Source organism: Luteolibacter ambystomatis (assembly GCF_018137965.1).
GTDB classification, from domain to species: Bacteria; Verrucomicrobiota; Verrucomicrobiia; order Verrucomicrobiales; family Akkermansiaceae; genus Luteolibacter; species Luteolibacter ambystomatis.
The window spans coordinates 5,093,012-5,109,683 of record NZ_CP073100.1; the positions used below are offsets into that span (position 1 = coordinate 5,093,012).

The 16,672-nt window shown below is 62.8% G+C and carries 8 protein-coding genes; 4 read left to right on the top strand and 4 right to left on the bottom strand.

What is annotated here, in order from left to right; translation table 11 throughout:
* Positions 1-33: 33 nt before the first annotated feature.
* The 4 genes from KBB96_RS19960 to KBB96_RS19975 all read left to right on the top strand — a co-directional run bounded on the left by KBB96_RS19960 (position 34) and on the right by KBB96_RS19975 (position 8,215).
* A complete protein-coding gene (locus tag KBB96_RS19960; protein WP_211631256.1) occupies positions 34-3,378 on the top strand; it encodes a sulfatase-like hydrolase/transferase in 3,345 nt (1,114 codons plus the stop codon).
* An 88-nt stretch (positions 3,379-3,466) separates the two neighbouring features.
* Positions 3,467-3,991 carry a sigma-70 family RNA polymerase sigma factor gene (locus tag KBB96_RS19965; protein ID WP_211631257.1) on the top strand — a complete coding sequence of 175 codons (525 nt, stop codon included), beginning with the start codon at positions 3,467-3,469 and terminating at the stop codon, positions 3,989-3,991.
* Complete coding sequence (locus KBB96_RS19970; RefSeq protein WP_211631258.1) at positions 3,988-5,556, top strand: LamG-like jellyroll fold domain-containing protein; 1,569 nt, start codon at positions 3,988-3,990, stop codon at positions 5,554-5,556. The genes KBB96_RS19965 and KBB96_RS19970 overlap by 4 nt, the downstream gene beginning before the upstream one ends.
* Positions 5,557-5,845: 289 nt before the next feature.
* Complete coding sequence (locus KBB96_RS19975) at positions 5,846-8,215, top strand: hypothetical protein (RefSeq protein WP_211631259.1); 2,370 nt, start codon at positions 5,846-5,848, stop codon at positions 8,213-8,215.
* A gap of 44 nt (positions 8,216-8,259) precedes the next feature.
* Here the strand turns inward: KBB96_RS19975 and KBB96_RS19980 are convergent, their stop codons facing one another.
* From KBB96_RS19980 to KBB96_RS19995, 4 genes are all read right to left on the bottom strand, one after another.
* Positions 8,260-9,549 carry a DUF1552 domain-containing protein gene (locus KBB96_RS19980; RefSeq protein WP_211631260.1) on the bottom strand — a complete coding sequence of 430 codons (1,290 nt, stop codon included), beginning with the start codon at positions 9,547-9,549 and terminating at the stop codon, positions 8,260-8,262.
* A gap of 22 nt (positions 9,550-9,571) precedes the next feature.
* Positions 9,572-11,923, bottom strand: a complete 2,352-nt coding sequence (locus tag KBB96_RS19985) for a DUF1592 domain-containing protein (protein ID WP_211631261.1) — start codon at positions 11,921-11,923, stop codon at positions 9,572-9,574.
* Between the two features lie 64 nt (positions 11,924-11,987).
* Positions 11,988-12,821 (bottom strand): alpha/beta hydrolase, encoded by an 834-nt coding sequence (locus tag KBB96_RS19990; protein ID WP_211631262.1) that lies wholly within the window; start codon positions 12,819-12,821, stop codon positions 11,988-11,990.
* Between the two features lie 125 nt (positions 12,822-12,946).
* Positions 12,947-16,669 carry a beta strand repeat-containing protein gene (locus KBB96_RS19995; RefSeq protein ID WP_211631263.1) on the bottom strand — a complete coding sequence of 1,241 codons (3,723 nt, stop codon included), beginning with the start codon at positions 16,667-16,669 and terminating at the stop codon, positions 12,947-12,949.
* Positions 16,670-16,672 lie beyond the last annotated feature (3 nt).

Here is a 16,672-nt window from a genome sequence, read left to right on the forward strand (position 1 = left end):
TGGTGCTCCCGCCTCTTTTTCCGCCCCCATTTGATGAAGCGTCTGCTTTCCATGTTCTCCGTCTTTCTGGCCACGGCATTGCTCGCGGCGGGAGCGGCGCCGAAGCCCAATGTGATCTTCATCCTGTGCGATGACCTCGGCTACGGGGACATCGGGGTGTTTTACCAGAACCTGAGGAAGGCGAACAACGACCGCTCGGAGCCGTGGCATTTCACGCCGAAGCTCGATGCCGTTGCAGCGGAGGGGCTTCAGCTTCCCCATCACTACTGTCCTGCGCCGGTCTGTGCGCCATCGCGCGCGTCGCTTTTGCTCGGCGTCCACCAGGGGCATGCCAACATCCGGGACAACCAGTTCGACAAGGCGTTGGAAAGCAATCACACGCTCGGCACGGTGCTGAAAGGCGCTGGCTATGCCACGGCTTGCATTGGCAAGTGGGGATTGCAGGGAAGCGGGAGCACGCCCACGGCATGGGCCGCCTATCCCACGAAGCGCGGCTTCGACTACTACTACGGCTATGTCCGCCATGGCGACGGCCACGAGCACTATCCGAAGGAAGGAACCTATCAGGGCGCGAAGGAAGTGTGGGACATGAACACCGAGGTCTCCGCCAGCCTCGACAAATGCTATACCGCCGATCTCTGGACCGCGCGTGCGAAGAAGTGGATCGTGGATCAGCATGCGGCCTCTTCCAGCCAGCCATTTTTCCTCTATCTGGCGTATGACACGCCGCATGCCACCTGCGAGCTCCCGACCATGGCGTATCCCGCGGGCGGCGGTCTGACCGGCGGACTCCAGTGGCAGGGCACGCCTGGTGCGATGATCAATACCGCAGGCGGCACCGTGGATGGCTACATGCATCCGGACTACACGGGCCAGACGTATGACAGCGATAAGAACGCGTCCACCGCCGAGGTCGCGTGGCCGAACGTGATGAAGCGCTATGCCACCACCGTGCGCCGTCTCGACGACTGCGTGGGTGATCTGATCCAGACTCTCAAGGATCTCGGTATCGACAACAACACGCTGATCGTTTTCACCACCGACAACGGCGTCAGCGACGAGTCCTATCTTTCCACGGCCATGCAGCCGTATTTCTTCAACAGCTTCGGACCCTTCGATGGGATCAAGCGCGATTGCTGGGAAGGCGGTGCGCGTGTCGGCGCTCTCGTGCGCTGGCCCGCGGGCATCCCCGGCAACCGCGTGAGCAACCTGCCCAGCCAGTTCCAAGACTGGATGCCGACGTTCGCGGAGTTGGCAGGCGTGCCGGTGCCGGCGCGCGTGGATGGGGTTTCGCTCGTGCCCACGCTGGAGAACATCAGCGGGCAGAAGACCCCGCAGGTTTATACGGAATACTATTTTGCCGGTTCGACGCCGTCGTATTCGGAGTTCGATGTGGCGAAGCGCGGACGCGCCCGCAACCAGATGCAGTTGATCCGCTCCGGGAACTACGTCGGAGTGCGCTACAACATCCAGTCCCACGCGGACAATTTCGAGATCTACGACATCGTGAACGATCCGAAGGAATCGGTGAATCTCGCCTCCACGCTAACCGCGCTCCAGCAGCAGATGAAGGACAAGGTGCTGCGAATGCGCCGATCGGACAGCGGAGCCGCACGGCCGTATGATTCGGAGCAGGTGCCGCCGCTGACTCCCCTGCAAACCACCAGCGGGGTCGAGTGGAAGGCTTACACCGGCTCGTTCCCCTGGCTGCCGGAACTCACGAACCTCACGCCGGTCTCGGGCGGCACGGTTGGCATTCCGTCCCTGGCGATCCGCCCGCAGGACAATGACGTGGCTCTGCTTTTCACCGGTTATCTGAATGTGCCGGGCGATGGTTCCTACACCTTCTACCTGAATGCCGACACCCGTGCCTTCCTGCGCATCCATGAGGCGGCGGTGATCGACGCGGATTTCGGCTATGCCGGCGGCACGGAGAAAAGCGCGGTGATGAATCTGAAAGCGGGCAAGCATCCCTTCCGCCTCTACTATGCCCGTGGTAGTACTGGAACGCCCGCGCTTTCGCTGCAATGGAGCGGCCCGGGCGTCACCAGGCAGGCGATAGCGGCAAGCGCGTTCTCGCGCGACGGTATTGGCGTGAACACTCCTCCGCAGACGGTGGATGATACGGTGCTGATCCAGCAGGATGCCGCCACCACTTTGGCGGTGCTGGCGAACGACAGTGATGATGGCCAGCCTCAGGCACTCTCGATCGCCTCGGTCACGACCCCGCGCTCGGGAACCGCCGTCATTTCAGGAACCCAGATCGTCTATACGCCTACCACGGGGTTTCTCGGCGAGGATTTCTTCACCTATACCGCCACCGATGGCACGTCTTCAGCCATCGCCACGGTGAGGGTGACGGTGGCCTACGCCGATGGCGACTATTGGTTCCCCTTCAACCAGACCTCCGGTCTCACCACCCGTGAAGCGGGCGGCTATCGCGCTGCCACTCTGACAGGATTCACGGTCGATCCCGCGCAATGGGTTGCCGGTCATTCGGACAAGGGGCTGCAATTCGATGGCGTGGACGATTGCGTGGGCGTGGACAATTTCAATGGCATCACCGGCACGAATGCGCGCACCTGCTCCGCGTGGGTGAAAACGACCGGCACCGGACAGATGCCGGTGATCGCCTGGGGGCCGAACTCGACCGGCAACAAGTGGACGTTCCTCATCCAAAGCGGCCAGCCGCGCATCGAGGTCACCGGTGGCTTCCTTCAGGCTGGCCATGCCGTGAACGATGGCCAGTGGCATCACATCGCCTGCACTTTCACCAATGACGGCACGCCGAACGTCACCGATACCAAGCTCTATATCGATGGTGTGCTGGAGACGACTTTCGCCGCCAGCGGTTCCGCGACGGTCAACACTTCCGGCTCCGCGGTGAAGATCGGTGGTGATATCCAGAGCCGCTTTTTCACCGGCACGCTGGATGACGCCCGCATCCATGGCCGTGCTCTGTCCGCCACCGAGATCGCGGCACAGGCCGCGGAGACCAACAATGGTGCGGCGATCTGGCAGCGTCGGTATTTTGGAATCGCATCCTTTGATTGGAATGCGGATGACGATCGTGACGGGCGCAACCGGCTTTTCGAATACGCCTTTGGCACCCAGCCGCGTATCCGGGATTCCACACCGGTGGCGTCCACTTCCCGGGACGATGGCTACCTCCGCATCACCTATCCGCGCCGTCGTGCCGGTTCCCATTCGCTTTCCTATGTGGTGCAGGCTTCCGCGGACCTGATCGACTGGACCACGCTGACGACCGTGGAAGTGTCTTCCGTTCCGGCTGGTGATTTCGATCAAGTCACCAGCCGGACCACGATTCCCGCCCTCACCGAGCGGTTGTTCATGAGGGTCCGCGTGACCGGTCCCTAGAACTACAAACGAGCGGGACAACATGGCTGCTGCATCCTATTTTCCGGAAAGCCCGACACCGTCCCGCCGGTATCCCTCTTCCGAATCCATGGACGAAAGCCAGATCCAGTATCTGCAACTGGTGACCCGCCACCAGCCGGCGATCTATGGCTATATCCGCAGTCTCGCTCCGCAGGCGGATGTGGAGGATATCCTGCAGGAGACGAACCTGGTGCTCTGGAACAAGGCGGACGTTTTCGAGCCGGGCAGCAACTTCAAGGCCTTCGCTTTCCGCATCGCCCATCTCAAAACGCTGGAGGCGCTGCGCTCCGACAGGCGCCGCCAGTGGCTCGTTTTCGACAGCGACCTGATGGAGCAGATCTCCACCCGGCGTTCATCCGCCGAGGCAAATGCGGATGGCCAGCAGGCCGCGCTGCGCGAGTGTATGAAGCAGCTCGATCCGGGCGACCGCGAACTGATCCACCGGCGCTATGCGCTGGGGAGCACCGTCCGCGACATGGCGCGCGATCTCAGGAAGACGGAGGGCTCGCTCCAGCAGTGGTTTTTCCGGATGCGGAACCAACTGCGGGATTGTATCGAGAAGCGGATCAAGATGGAAGGGGGTGCCGCATGAACCGCGAAACCATGGAATGGATCGATGCCTTGCTGGAAGGCTCGCTGCCCGCGGAGCGGTTCGATGAATTGCAACAGAGGCTGCGCGATGATCCCGTGGCGTTCGAGCACTACTGCTCGCAGGCCGAGCTTCACGGACGCCTGGAGTGGGAACTGAGGGATGCCGCCGCATCGGCGGAAGTTCCGGAACGGAAGATTGTTTTCCTCAAGCGCTGGCTCCGTCCCATCGCTGCGGCCGCGGCCTTGGTCGCATTCGGCGGTGTGCTCGGGTATGCGCTCAAGCCCGTGAGGAAGGAGATCCGCTATCTTGAACGTCCGGATGCGGTGGAGATCGGCTATGTCGCTCGGCTCACCCAGGCCACGGGTGCCAAATGGCGCTCCGGCCATCCCGAGGTGGGACAGTGGCTCGCCACCGGCGTGGTGGAACTCACCGAAGGGTCCGCGCAGATCGCGTTCGACTCCGGTGCCAGCGTGCGTCTCCAGGCTCCGGCGCGGCTCGATGTTTCTTCGCCCAACCACGCGCGGCTCGATCTCGGGAAATCCATTGTCGATATTCCGGAACAGGCCGTGGGCTTCGTGATGGAAACGCCGAATGGCGAACTACGCCGCCGTGGTTCGCGCTTCGGTGTTGCGGTGGAGGAAGACGGCCATACGGAAGTGCATGTGCTCGCCGGTGAAGTGGAGTTGAATCCGAAGCGAGGCAACCGCGACTCGCTGAAGCTCTCTCAATCGAAACCGATCCGTCTTGCGGATGCGGGAGTCACCAATGAAGCGCCACGTTATGCCCCGGCCGATTTCGGAAGCGTCGCCCGCACCGACAGCGCGCTGATGCCGAAGACCTATCTCCACTGGAGCTTCGACAGTGTGAACACCACGACCGGAACATTCGATGAAACTGGAGTGCGCCTCGCGGGAGAAAATCCGTTTCCCGCCAGCGTGGTCGAACTCAAGGGTGCCACCCATCCCACGCTTGTAGCGGGGCGTTTCGGCACCGGCGTGAAGCTCGAGGGATTCTCCAGCGTGATCTCCACCCGGTTTCCCGGCTATGCGGGCAATCAGGCGCGCACCGTGGCTTTCTGGGTGATGGTGCCCCAGGGAACTCCGGACACCTTCAGCTACTCGATCCTGTCCTGGGGAAGTGCAAGTCCCGGCAACGGGGGGAAGTGGCAGATCGCCTGGAACAACAGCGTGGACAATACCGGCACGAAGGGGGCACTGCGTGTGGAGGTGCAGGGCGGCGCCAGCATCGGCTCGACCGATCTCCGCGATGGCAAGTGGCATCATGTGGCCGTGGTGTTTCCGGGAGGTCCGCGCAGCAGCACGAACAACATCCGCTACTACATCGATGGAAGGCTGGATTCCTCGACCTATGTGAAGACCCAGGAGGTCAACACCGTCATCAACGGACCGAATTCATTCCCGCTGACGATCGGTCATCGTGTCGATAGTGAGTCGAACTACTCGTTCCGCGGCAGCTTGGATGAGCTCTACGTGTTTCCAGTCGCGTTGCTGCCGGAGAGCATCGAGGCGCTCTATCAGCGCAATACACCGCCGGGGTTGTACTGAAAGGATCGGGCTTTTGCCGTGGGACGGGCGGCAGAGTGGAAGCCGGATCCGATGGAAGCGTCATCATCTGTTAGAGGTTGCACCGAAACCTTCTTCGTCCCGTTGGGACGAAGGAGCTTCAACCGGGGTTTCGATACACCCTGTTAGGGCAACGACGGCGTCTCGCCGTTGATACACTGGGGCTAGTTCGAAACGCATTGACATCAGGGTTGCAAATTTCCTATTGGCTCAATCCTCTGTTTGGATTTGTTGGAAAATGTTGCAATTTATACCCTGAAAAATCCTCATCATGAATACCCGTTCGATTTGTAAAGCCGGCGGCAAGCTGGGATCCGGAGCTTGGTTGTCTCTTCCGCTTCTCTGTTTGGCCGGATCGCTCGAGGCCCAGACCTTCACCACCCTGGATCTGAACGCACCGTCCAGCGTGGTGACCGTCAATCCGGATTCCTCCATCTCGGTTGTGGCCGGCGGCGGCGATACCTATGGGACGGCGGATTCGTTTACGTATCTTTACGAGCAAAGGAGTGGTGACTTTGATGTGAAGGTCCAAGTGCAGGATGTAACCGTGGACAATGCTTCCGAGCAGGATTCCGCGAAGGCTTCCCTCCACCTGCGGGCGAATCTCACGGCAGGCAGCCCGGACATCCAGGTGAGTGCGACGCCCATGGCGGGCACCAATTATGTGGAGACCATCGCCAGAACGGCACAGGGAGGCCAGACCAACGACCCGCCTTCGAATACCCCGGAATTCCGGTATAACGGCGGCCCCTATCCCGGCACCTACCGTCCCGCTTCCGGCAGCCTGATCCCGGTCTGGCTGCGGATGAAGCGCACCGGCAATCTGATCCAGACCTTTTGCAGCCAGGACAATCTGAAATGGGTGGTGCTCGCGGAGTACACGGTGGATCCAGCCGCTTTTCCGGACACGCTGTATCTCGGTCTGGCGTCCGTCGCGCACATCGATTCGAACGAAAATCCTGCGAACCGGGTTCACAACCGCTTCGCGAACTATCAGAATGTGGTCAACCCGCCGGTTCCAAATTCCAATGGCACTCCGGTCGTTGCGGGCAATGCTCCCGGAGTCTATCCCGTGAATTCAGTGACCGCTGTGAACTGGCAGGTGAGCCTTCCGGCTGATGGCATCGGCCGCTCGTCCGACAACAGCCAGAGCGGACAGATCGTTTGGAACAGCGGCGGATTCGGAACCATCTCGCGTGATGTGCTTGTCAGCATCGATGGCCAGCAGGGGCCGGTGCCGTTCTCCATCGGACGCTATGCGACTGGAGCATTCGACTTCGCCATGGGACCGCGCGATCCGGTGGCGGCCCAGCAGAATCTGGGTCCCTACTCCAATCCGAACCGGAGCCGTGACACGCCGCAGGTCACCGCGCCCGCCTCGCAGGCTTGGTTCCCCTCGCCACGCTACGGCGTGCTGATCCCCACCGCCCGCGTGAACGGTCCGATCCAGTGGGCGGACGGAGCCGCGCCCTTCCTGCCGCATGTCTATGAGGCGATCGACTTCTCCAGCGCGAACTACTTCGGCATGGACGATGGCTCCTTCGGCAATGGCGTTTACTACACCCGGATGTCGAAGCTGGGCAATACGGCCGCTCATCCGAATCCGGCCGCCAACAGCGCGGGCGGATTCCAGCGTGCCGCCTTCGATACCTCGGTGGCCTGGTTCCCCTATGCGCAGGGCTGGATGTCCGGCGCATTCGCGAATGCCGATACCGATGGTAAAGCCTATTGGCGGAATCCTGCATCCCACAGCCCCAGTGCCACCAGCGGAACCTACAGCTTCGACACGAACTCCGCGGCGGCCCTGTTGCAATGGAATGATCCCGGTGGCCTGGCCAGTCTCAAGCTGCCGGATGTCGATGCCGCCAATGGCGGGATGATGTTCTTGGTGCCCAATGATGACGGCTCCGTACGTGGCCCACAGATCAACTGCGCGGTGAAAACCGATGGCTCCGGCTGGGATGTCGCCATCCGCGGTGTGGAGGAAAACAAGGGCAATCCCGCCAACTACATCGGCAACTCCAGGACCGAGTTCTCGTTCGTGTATGTGCCCTACGATGCGATGAACCTCGTCGGTGGCAGAATCGCGGGATCGACCGGTGGCAAGATCAACTCGGCCGGCGCCTTCACCGTGAACCGGTCCACCCCCGGACGCTATGAGATCAACATCCCGGGCAAGACCGGTGCGAATGGAATGCTCATCCTCCAGCCCGTCGGCAAGCTGCCGGCGAACACTTCGCTGGTGGACAATGTCACGCTCACCTACAGCTACTCGAACGGGAACTTCGTGGTGGAGTCCCGCGAGGTCGTGCCGAACGGCGCAGGCAGCTTTGACAGCTTCCCGCTTCGCGACAGCGACTTCTACTTCGCGTGGGTGGACTTCGCGAATCCACTCGCCATGCCGTCGCTGGTGCTGCCGGTGCTGAACATCGAGCGCTCCGGAGACATCGCCACGCTCTCCTGGGGACCGGGTGGGCCGCCTTGCACCTTGGAATACTCGATGGATCTCGAATCGTGGACTCCGGTTGAAGGCCTGACCGAGAACTCGGTCACGGTCTCCATCAGCAATTTCGGGCCCAAGGCGTTCTTCCGCCTGAGGCTGATTTCCGGTGGAGCGAGATCAATCACGACCGTCCGGTAGGACGGGGACCAAGGGACGCTCCACCGGGGCGTCCCTGACCCTTTTCAGATTCCTGAGAGCTCGCCCTGCGAGTCACCGAGCCGCGCGGCCTTCACTCCCATGCGGTCGAGCATCGAGAGATAGAGGTTCGTCATGGGAGTGCCTTTCGGAGCCTCGATCACACGGCCCTGCTTGAGGGTGCCATTGCCGTGGCCGGCGATCAGCACCGGCAGGTCGTCGTGGTTGTGGCGGTTGCCATCGGCGATGCCGCCGCCATAGACGATCATCGAGTGATCCAACAGCGTGCCGTCGCCTTCCGGGATCGACTTCATCTTTTCCAGGAACCACGCGAACTGCTCGACGTAATAGCGGTCGATCTCGCCGATGCGGCGGAGCGTTTCCGGATCGCCGCGGTGGTGCGAGAGCCCGTGATGGGCATCCGGGATGCCGATCTCGGGGAAGGTGCGGTTCGAGCCGTCGTGGGCCAGCAGGAAGGAAGCGATGCGCGTGCTGTCCGTTTGGAACGCGAGCACCATGAGTTCGTACATCAGGCGGATGTGGTCGCGGTAGATTTCCGGCACACCGTTCGGGCGTTTTTCCTCCGGCACTTCCTTGCGGAATTGTTCCGCGCGGGAGATGCGGGTTTCCACGTCCCGCACCGCGCTGAAGTACTGGTCCATCTTGCCACGGTCTTCGTGATCGAGGCGGCCTTGCAGGCGTTTCGCATCCTCCAGCACGAAATCGAGCACGCTCTTCTCGTAGGCGCGGCGGCGGGCGTCCTGCTTTTCATCGCCGGAGCCGAAGAGCTTTTCGAACACCAGCCGCGGATCGCGTTCGGCGGGCGCGGGGATGTTCTCGCTGCGCCAGGAGAGGTTGAATTGATACGCGCAGGAATAACCGGAGTCGCACTCGCCGGCGGCGCGCGGTGGATCGGTGGAAAGTTCGAGCGATGGCAGGCGGGTGAGGTGGCCGATCTCATTGGCGGCGAGTTGATCCACCGAGATGCCGAGTCGGATGTCCGCCCCCGCCGTCTTGCGTGCCTGGCAGCCGGTGAGGAAGGTCGCGTTCGCGCGCGCGTGGTCGCCCGCGCCATCACCATTCGCGAAGGCCTTGTGCTGGTCGAGTCCGCGGAAGAGCGAGAAGTGATCACGGAGGGCGGCGAGCGGTTGAAGCGTGGGAGAGAGCAGGCCGCCTGCGGCCGGACGCCATAAGTCGAGATTCACTCCGTTCGGAATATAGACGAAGCCCATCCGCAACGGCGATGCCGGGGCAACCGTCGCCGCACGCAGCGATGGCAGGTAGGGCAGCGCGCAGACCGAGGCGAGCCCTTGCAGGAAGCGGCGGCGGGGTGTCATGGCAATGAGAGTTCGGGGTGGTTCAGGAGGCCCGGCGGTATTGGAAGGGCACGGAGTCGATGACGGCGCGGATGAAAGTCTGGAAGCGGCCGTTGTCCTTGGAAGCTTTGATGGTGATGGCGTCGATGGCGGGGCGGTCGTACCAATCGGTGCCACGGCCCAGCGCGTAGGTGAGCAGTCTGGAAGCCAGCGCGCGTTGGAATTCGTTGCCGTGCTTGCGGAGGATCAACTCGCGGAGTTCCTCCGGATTGGCAAAGGCATCGCCATCGGCCAGCTTGCCAGCGGTGTCGATGCGGTTGCCGCGGTCATCGTTGCGGAACGAGCCGACGGCATCGAACTGTTCATAGGCGAAGCCGATGGGGTCCATGAGCGCGTGGCAGTTCGCGCAGGAGGGATCCTTGCGGTGGACCTCCATTTGCTCGCGCAATGTCATGTTCTTGCCGTGGCCGCCTCCGAGTTGGGGAATATTCGGCGGCGGAGGAGGTGGAGTCATGTCCAGCAGGTTCTGGAGCACGTACTTGCCACGCAGCACTGGTGAGGTGCGGGTGGGGTAGGAGGTGACCATCAGCACCGCGCCCTGGCCCATCAGGCCGCGGCGTGGCGTACCCGCCAGCGAGACCTTGCGGAACTCTTTTCCCTCCACACCCTGGATGCCGTAGAAGCGGGCGAGGTTGCCATTGAGGAACGAATAGTCGGCTTCGAGAAGCGTTGAGATCGGCAGGTTCGAGCGCAGCACGTCGCCAAGGAACAGGTCGGTTTCCTTGCGCATGTCCCGTCCCACCGAGCGGTTGTAGTTCGGAAAGCGTTTCTCGTCCGGCGAGGCGGAGGTGAGGTTGCGGAGCTGGAGCCACTGGCCGCCGAAGTTCGAGATGAATCGCTCGGATTTCGGTGACGCGATCATCCGCTTGATCTCCTCATCGAGCTGCTGGCGGAGTTGGCCCGCATCCGCGAGATCGAGCAAGCGGTCGTCGGGCATGCTGCTCCATAGGAAATAGGAAAGGCGCGAGGCGAGCGCGTGTTCACCGAGCTGGACGATCTTGTCCGACTTGCCGCCGCCCTGCACCGGTTCCTCGCGGAACAGGAACGAGGGCGAGGCGAGCATCGCCTCCAGTGCCAGGCGGATGCCGTGCTCGAGGCTTTGGCCCTGCGACCCGGCCACACCAATGAAACGCAGGTAACGCTCCACCTCGCCGGTCTGCGGTGTGCGGCGGAACGCGTGCCGGGCGAAGCCCGAGAGCACGCGCAGCGCGTAGGCCTTGTCGTCCTCGTTGCTACGACGTTCTCCGTAGATCGCGCGATGGGTTTCCGGCTTCGGTGGCAACGGGCCGTCCATGGGCCCCTGGATCTCCACGCGGTTCACCATCAGGTTGCGATCGCGCTTGGAGGGATCGGGGATTTTCTCGTCCCAGAAATCGTTCGGGAAGGTGACGCCCACGCGGTGCGGGCCTTTGGTGTCGATCTTCACCTCGGCGGTGTACCACTTCGGGGTGTCCATCAGGTTCTTCACCTCCCAGGTGGACACGAGGTTTCCATCCAGCCGCAGTTCCATCTTCGGCGGTTCGTTGCCACCCCAGGTGCCGCAGGCGACTACTTTCAGGAGGTAGCGTCCGGGTTGGTAGAACTCCGGATTGCACACGGCTTCGCCGGCTTTCCATAGATAGTGACCGTCTTCCGAACGACGACCCGGTCCATCCAGTGTGGCCCCGGCGATTTTCCGCTCCGGACGCGGCATCGGATCGGGATGCACCGCGCGGTCGAGCGCCTGACGTGCGGCCGCCAGATAGCGCTCGATGTGTACCGGCGAGAGCGTGAGCACGTCGCCGATGTTGTCGAAGCCGTAGCCCGAGTCATCCGGCGGCAGGATGTTCTCCACCTCCAGATCGACGCCGAGCAGGTCCTTGATCGTGTTGCGGTATTCCTCGCGGTTCAGGCGGCGCAGCAGCACGCGGCCCGGATCAGGATGAGCGGGATCGACCGGGAAGACCGCGGCATCGATCCACGAAAGCAGTTGCTGGCGCTCCTGGTCGCTGGGCTGCTCCTCATCGGCGGGCGGCATCAGCTTGTAGCCGATGTGTTCGCGGATGCGCTTCCAGACATCGCGGTTCTTTTGCATCGCCGCGATGTCCTTGAAGGAATCGATCGCCAGCTCGCCCTTGTGCGAACCATCCCCATGGCAGTCGTAGCAGTAGTTGACCAGCAGCGGCTCGACCTCCTTCTTGTAGCGGGAGGCTTGATCGACGGCTTTTGCAGGAACGGGAGAGGCCGGAACAGCGGGCACGGTTTCCGCGGACACACGCAGGCATGGCCAGGCGAGCCAACCGCCCGCCAAGCCAAGTCCCAAGGAAAGAATGCTGCCGCTGATCCGCCGATCCATTCAAGCGGTCCCTACGCCATCTTCCCGGAATTGCTTGCAGAAAGAAGATGTGCTTTTTGAATATCTATTTGCGCATTCCCTGCATCCATGAGGCTGCGGTGTCCGGCCACAGGGTCCACGGCTTGTCCGGATTGGGCTCGGAGATGCCGAAACCGTGGCCACCGCCGGAGTAGATGTGGAGCTCCGCCTTCACCCCGGCATCGTGCAATTTTCGCCAAAGCTGGGCGCTCGCATCGGCTGGATATTTGTCATCCGCGGCGTGGAAGAAGCAGGCGGGCGGGGACTCTTTCGTGATGGCAAACTCCGGTTTCAAGACTCCGGCTTTGTCCGTGAGGTAGGCGGGATAAATCGCCACCACGAAGTCCGGTCGCTCCGCTCCCGAGGGCATCGGACCATAGGCCGATTCCAAGACAAGATGCCCGCCTGCAGAAAATCCCAGCACTCCGGTTTTGCCGCTGGCGAAACCCTTCGACTTCATCTCGGCGCGGACTTGGCGCAACGCCTCGGCGATATCCTGGCGCGGTCCGGCATCGGCGGCGTCGGTATTCTTTGCGGGAACGCGATAGTGCAGCACGGCCACGGTGATGCCTTCCTTGGCGAAACGCTCCGCCACCTTGTCGCCTTCCTTGTGGATGGCGAGGATCTGATAGCCGCCACCGGGACACACCACCAGCGCGCGGCCATCGGGTTTCTCCGGGCGGAACCAGGTGAGCGTTGGCGCGGCCACATCGGTCATGCGCTCGTCATCATTCATCCGGCCCGTTGGCGCGGCTCCTTCCTTTACGGCGGGAAGATCGCCTGGCGGCTTGTCTTTCCAAAGATGCACTTCCGGAGCGGCACTGAGGACGCCGGGTGCGAGAGTCCATGTCAAGAGCAGATGGCGGAGATGGAGAGGCATGATGTGCATCCATACATGGGCATGATGGAGGATCTAGCAAATTGCGGGTAGTCCAAACGGATGCGGCCGGGTGGGAAACCCCACCCGACCGCATACACTTATTGCATTGTACCCAAGAAAGGGGCTCAGGGGGCTTCCTCAACCTTGGCGCGGAGGAAGACCTTCGAATTCTCCTGCGAATCCGGAACGTAGAAGAAGCGGTTGGTGTAGCCGGTGGGAGCCGGGGTGGCGGCATCGATCAACGGTTGGCGGTCGCCCACCGGCACCTCCGCGGCGGGGATGCTGGTCCAATCCGCGAGATCCAGGCTGGCCTGGATATGGTAGATGATGCCATCGACCGTGGCGGTCAGATCCGGTGAGCCGCTGAACACGGCGCCGTTCCGCACCGGTACGGTGAGTGTCAGCATCTGGAAGGTGTTCACCGTGGCCCTGCGGGCGACGATCCGCTGTCCGGTTGCGCCGGAAAGCGGATCACCTCCGAAGCCGAACTCATGCAGATTGTTCCGCCCGTCGTTGTCGGGGTCCTGATTCTTGCCGTTGTTGGCAACAGTCAGGCCCTTGGTGGCGGCCCATCCCGCGTAGGCATTGGCCGGTCCGGTCACGACCGTCAGCGTGCCCGTGCCGCTGAAGTGAACGTCATCCTGATGGGTGGCGGTCGAGGCGCTGCTGCCCCAGGTGCCGGTGGTTTGCTGGACTCCATCGATGATCAGTTGGTCCACGGTGTCGGAGCCTGCGAAGGTGAGGTCAAGCACGGCACCATTGTTGAGGTTCACCTTCGCGGCATCGGCGAGGGAGGCGGTGCCCAACGAGAGCGTGCCGCCGTTCGCGGTGGTATCGCCGGTGTAGGTGTTGGCACCCGTGAGCGTGAGTTTGCCCGCACCGTTCTTCACCAGACCCGCGCCACCGGTTCCGGCGAGGAGCGCTTGGCCGATGGTGATGTCGAAGCCGTTGCTATCGATGATCGCGCCGCCGGTGTTGATGTTTGCGGCAGTGAGGCCTTGGAGGAACGTCGCGCGGGTGGCGAGCGCCTTCAGTGTGCCGCCGTTGAAGTTGAAGGTGCCCGTACCGGTGCCACGGATGATGTCCTTGGCGGAGGCAAGCGTGCCGCCTGTGGCGAGGTTGATGGTGCCGATGCCGCCATCGCGGCCCAACACCACCCCTGCCGCGCCGCCGGTACCGGAAGCGGAGCTGTTGGCCATGCCCGTGCCAAAGGTGACGGTGCCGCCGCTGTTCACGTTGATTGTGCCGGTCACGGTGGCGACGTTGTTGCCTAGGAAGATGCTCTCGGCATTCTGTGTGTAGGAGCCGGAGACATTGAGCACCCCGTTGTGGTTCGCGGTGTTCTGGCCGATGATCACGTTGAAGCCGGATCCGCCGTTGTAGACCAGTGAGCCGCCGATATTGACGGTGGAGGTCCCCGCCAAAGCACTTGTGGAGAACTGCGATCCTGCTCCGGAAAGTGTGATGGCTCCGGGGATTTCCAGATTGCCCGCACCTGTCTGCTGGACGCTGGTCAGGGTCGAACCGGTGCCGGAGAGGGTGAGCTTGCCCGCGCCCGCATGGGTGAGGCCGCCATTGGAAAGCGTGCCGGAAAGCTCGGCTTCGGAGGCGGTGGTCACCGTCCGGGTGCCTGTACCAAAGCCGGTGGTGCCGGTGAAGGTCAGCTTGCCGTTGTTGGTCGCGTCACCCAGCGTGATGTTGCCACCCACCACGTAGGGATTGGCGAAGGTCCGCGCGGTGGTGTTGCTGGACATCAACGTGGCACCGTTCTGCGTCAGAGTGCCGGAGCCGAAGACGGTATTGCCCGCCGCGCGCACCGCACCGCTGCTACCACCCATGATGGTGGCGGCGGAGGGCGTGTTGCTGTTGTTGGTGACGAGCAGCGTGATGCCGTTCGATGTGCCGAGTAGTTCCAACAGGCCGCCGCTGATCTGACCGGACAGGGTGGCGATCAAACCCGCGCCACCCGCGCCACCGATGCGGCCGCCGCTGGCGTTCATCGTCATCGCGCCGCTATAGGTCACACCGCCTGCGACACGTAGCGCGCCGAAGCCGCCTTCGCCCGGGCCCGCGAGGTTGGTGAAGGTGTAGCCGACGGTCTGGCCGCTGGCGGTGTTGTCCCAGAACTGTCCTCCGTCCGCGACACTGATCTGGGTCGCGTTGGCCATTTGGTTCGCTTTTACCCGCATCACCTGCGTGCCGGAACTGCGGGTGATGTTCACTGCTCCGGCAAACCCGGTGTTCGTCCCGGAGAGGGAGATTTCACGGGTGCCGGTGGCTCCGGCGTTTTCCAAGGCAAGAGTACCGCTGCCACTAAGGCTGCGGCTGAGGACGTAGGCCGTGCCATCCACGCCCGTACCCGCAACCTTCACCCGCAGGGTGGTGGAAGCACCGACTGCGATGCCGCCGGTCGTGCCGGTGAACTGATTCTGCGCACCGGTCGAGGCGGTGTTGTCGAGGGCGAGGGTGCCGCCGGTGAGCGAGATGGCTCCGGTGTTGGAGTTGTTCCCGGTGAGGGTGAGGGTTGAACTGCCGCTCTTGGTCAGCCCCGTCGATCCGCTGAAGCCGCCACCGAGGAAGCTGTAGTTGTTGGTGGTGCTGTTTACCGTGATCGAACTCGGTGCGAAGGTCCCGGCGAGTGTGATCGAGGGATTGGCTCCGGTATCGTTGAAGGTGAGATAGTCACCGTTGAAGAACTGGTCCGCGCCGGAATTCCAGTCGCCGTCCGTACCGCCCAATTCCCAGGTGGTGGTCGCGCCGGTCCATACCAGGTTCTTGTTGCCCGGGTCCAGAGTGACCGACCCGCCGCCGACCACGACCGGAGTCGGATTGCGGAAGCCGGTGCCTACGGAGAAGTTCGCAGCGGTGGCGGTGGTGGTGCCGTAGTTGAGCAGCGTCACCGGACCCGAGCCTGCGGCGATGGGAGTGGTGAGGCTGACGTTGACGGCGCCGTTGACCGCCAGAGCTCCATTGACCGTGAGGGCGGCGGGTGTGGTGGGATCGACAACCAGGGTGGCGCCGGTGGTGGTGCCGAAGGTGGCGCTGGCCGCAGTGCCTTCGCCGCGCAGGGTCGTACCATCGGAAAGGCTGAGAGCCGAGTTCGCGATCGAACCGCTCAGGGTGAGCGAACCGGCGGAGATGGTGGTGGCACCCGCATAGGTGCTCGTGCCGCTGAGCACCGTGGTTCCCGCAATGGCCTGGGTGAAACCGCCGGTGAAGGTGAGGGGGCCGGAGAGGGTGAGTGTCCCGGTGCCGACTGAAGCACGGGAAAGCGAGAAGTTTCCGCTGACCGTACTGCTGATCGTGGCGTTGTCCGAGGTGCCGATGGTGGTATCGGCATTCAGGGTGATGGTGCCCGAAAGGATTGCGCCGGTTTCAAGGCGGAGCGCGCCGCGGTTCTCGGTGTTGCCGGTGCCGCCTACGGTGATCGCGCTGTTGATCAAGGTGGAGGGTGCAAACAAGGTCGAGCCGGTGGTGACATTGATCGCCGCCACATTGGAAAGCGTGCCGGTCGTGGCGAGACTCAGTTTGCCACCCGCGGTGGTGTTGATGTTGATCGCGCTGGCGGTGAGGCTGGCTGCAGGACCGTTGAGAGTCCATTGGCCGGTGCCATCGAATGAGACGGTTCCCGCATTGAGGGCCGCGGCCCCCAGCGTGACGGTTTCGGTCGTGCCCGTGAACAGGGCGTTGTTGCCATTCGTCCAGACGACCCCGGCATCCCAGTTGGTGGCGGTGAGGTCCCAGGTATTGTTGGCGTTGGCGGTCTGCCACGTTTGGGTTGCGGCGGAGGCGGCGTGGGTGAAGGTGAGGCCGAGGGCCAGTAGGTAGATGCAATGTCTGTTTTTCATGGT

Excerpts from the sequence above, each read along its gene's own strand:
- KBB96_RS19975 (WP_211631259.1), top strand. The coding sequence starts at position 5,846 with ATGAATACCCGTTCGATTTGTAAAGCCGGCGGCAAGCTGGGATCCGGA.
- KBB96_RS19985 (WP_211631261.1), bottom strand. The coding sequence starts at position 11,923 with ATGGATCGGCGGATCAGCGGCAGCATTCTTTCCTTGGGACTTGGCTTG.
- KBB96_RS19970 (WP_211631258.1), top strand. The coding sequence starts at position 3,988 with ATGAACCGCGAAACCATGGAATGGATCGATGCCTTGCTGGAAGGCTCG.
- KBB96_RS19965 (WP_211631257.1), top strand. The coding sequence starts at position 3,467 with ATGGACGAAAGCCAGATCCAGTATCTGCAACTGGTGACCCGCCACCAG.
- KBB96_RS19995 (WP_211631263.1), bottom strand. The coding sequence starts at position 16,669 with ATGAAAAACAGACATTGCATCTACCTACTGGCCCTCGGCCTCACCTTC.
- KBB96_RS19960 (WP_211631256.1), top strand. The coding sequence starts at position 34 with ATGAAGCGTCTGCTTTCCATGTTCTCCGTCTTTCTGGCCACGGCATTG.
- KBB96_RS19990 (WP_211631262.1), bottom strand. The coding sequence starts at position 12,821 with ATGCCTCTCCATCTCCGCCATCTGCTCTTGACATGGACTCTCGCACCC.
- KBB96_RS19980 (WP_211631260.1), bottom strand. The coding sequence starts at position 9,549 with ATGACACCCCGCCGCCGCTTCCTGCAAGGGCTCGCCTCGGTCTGCGCG.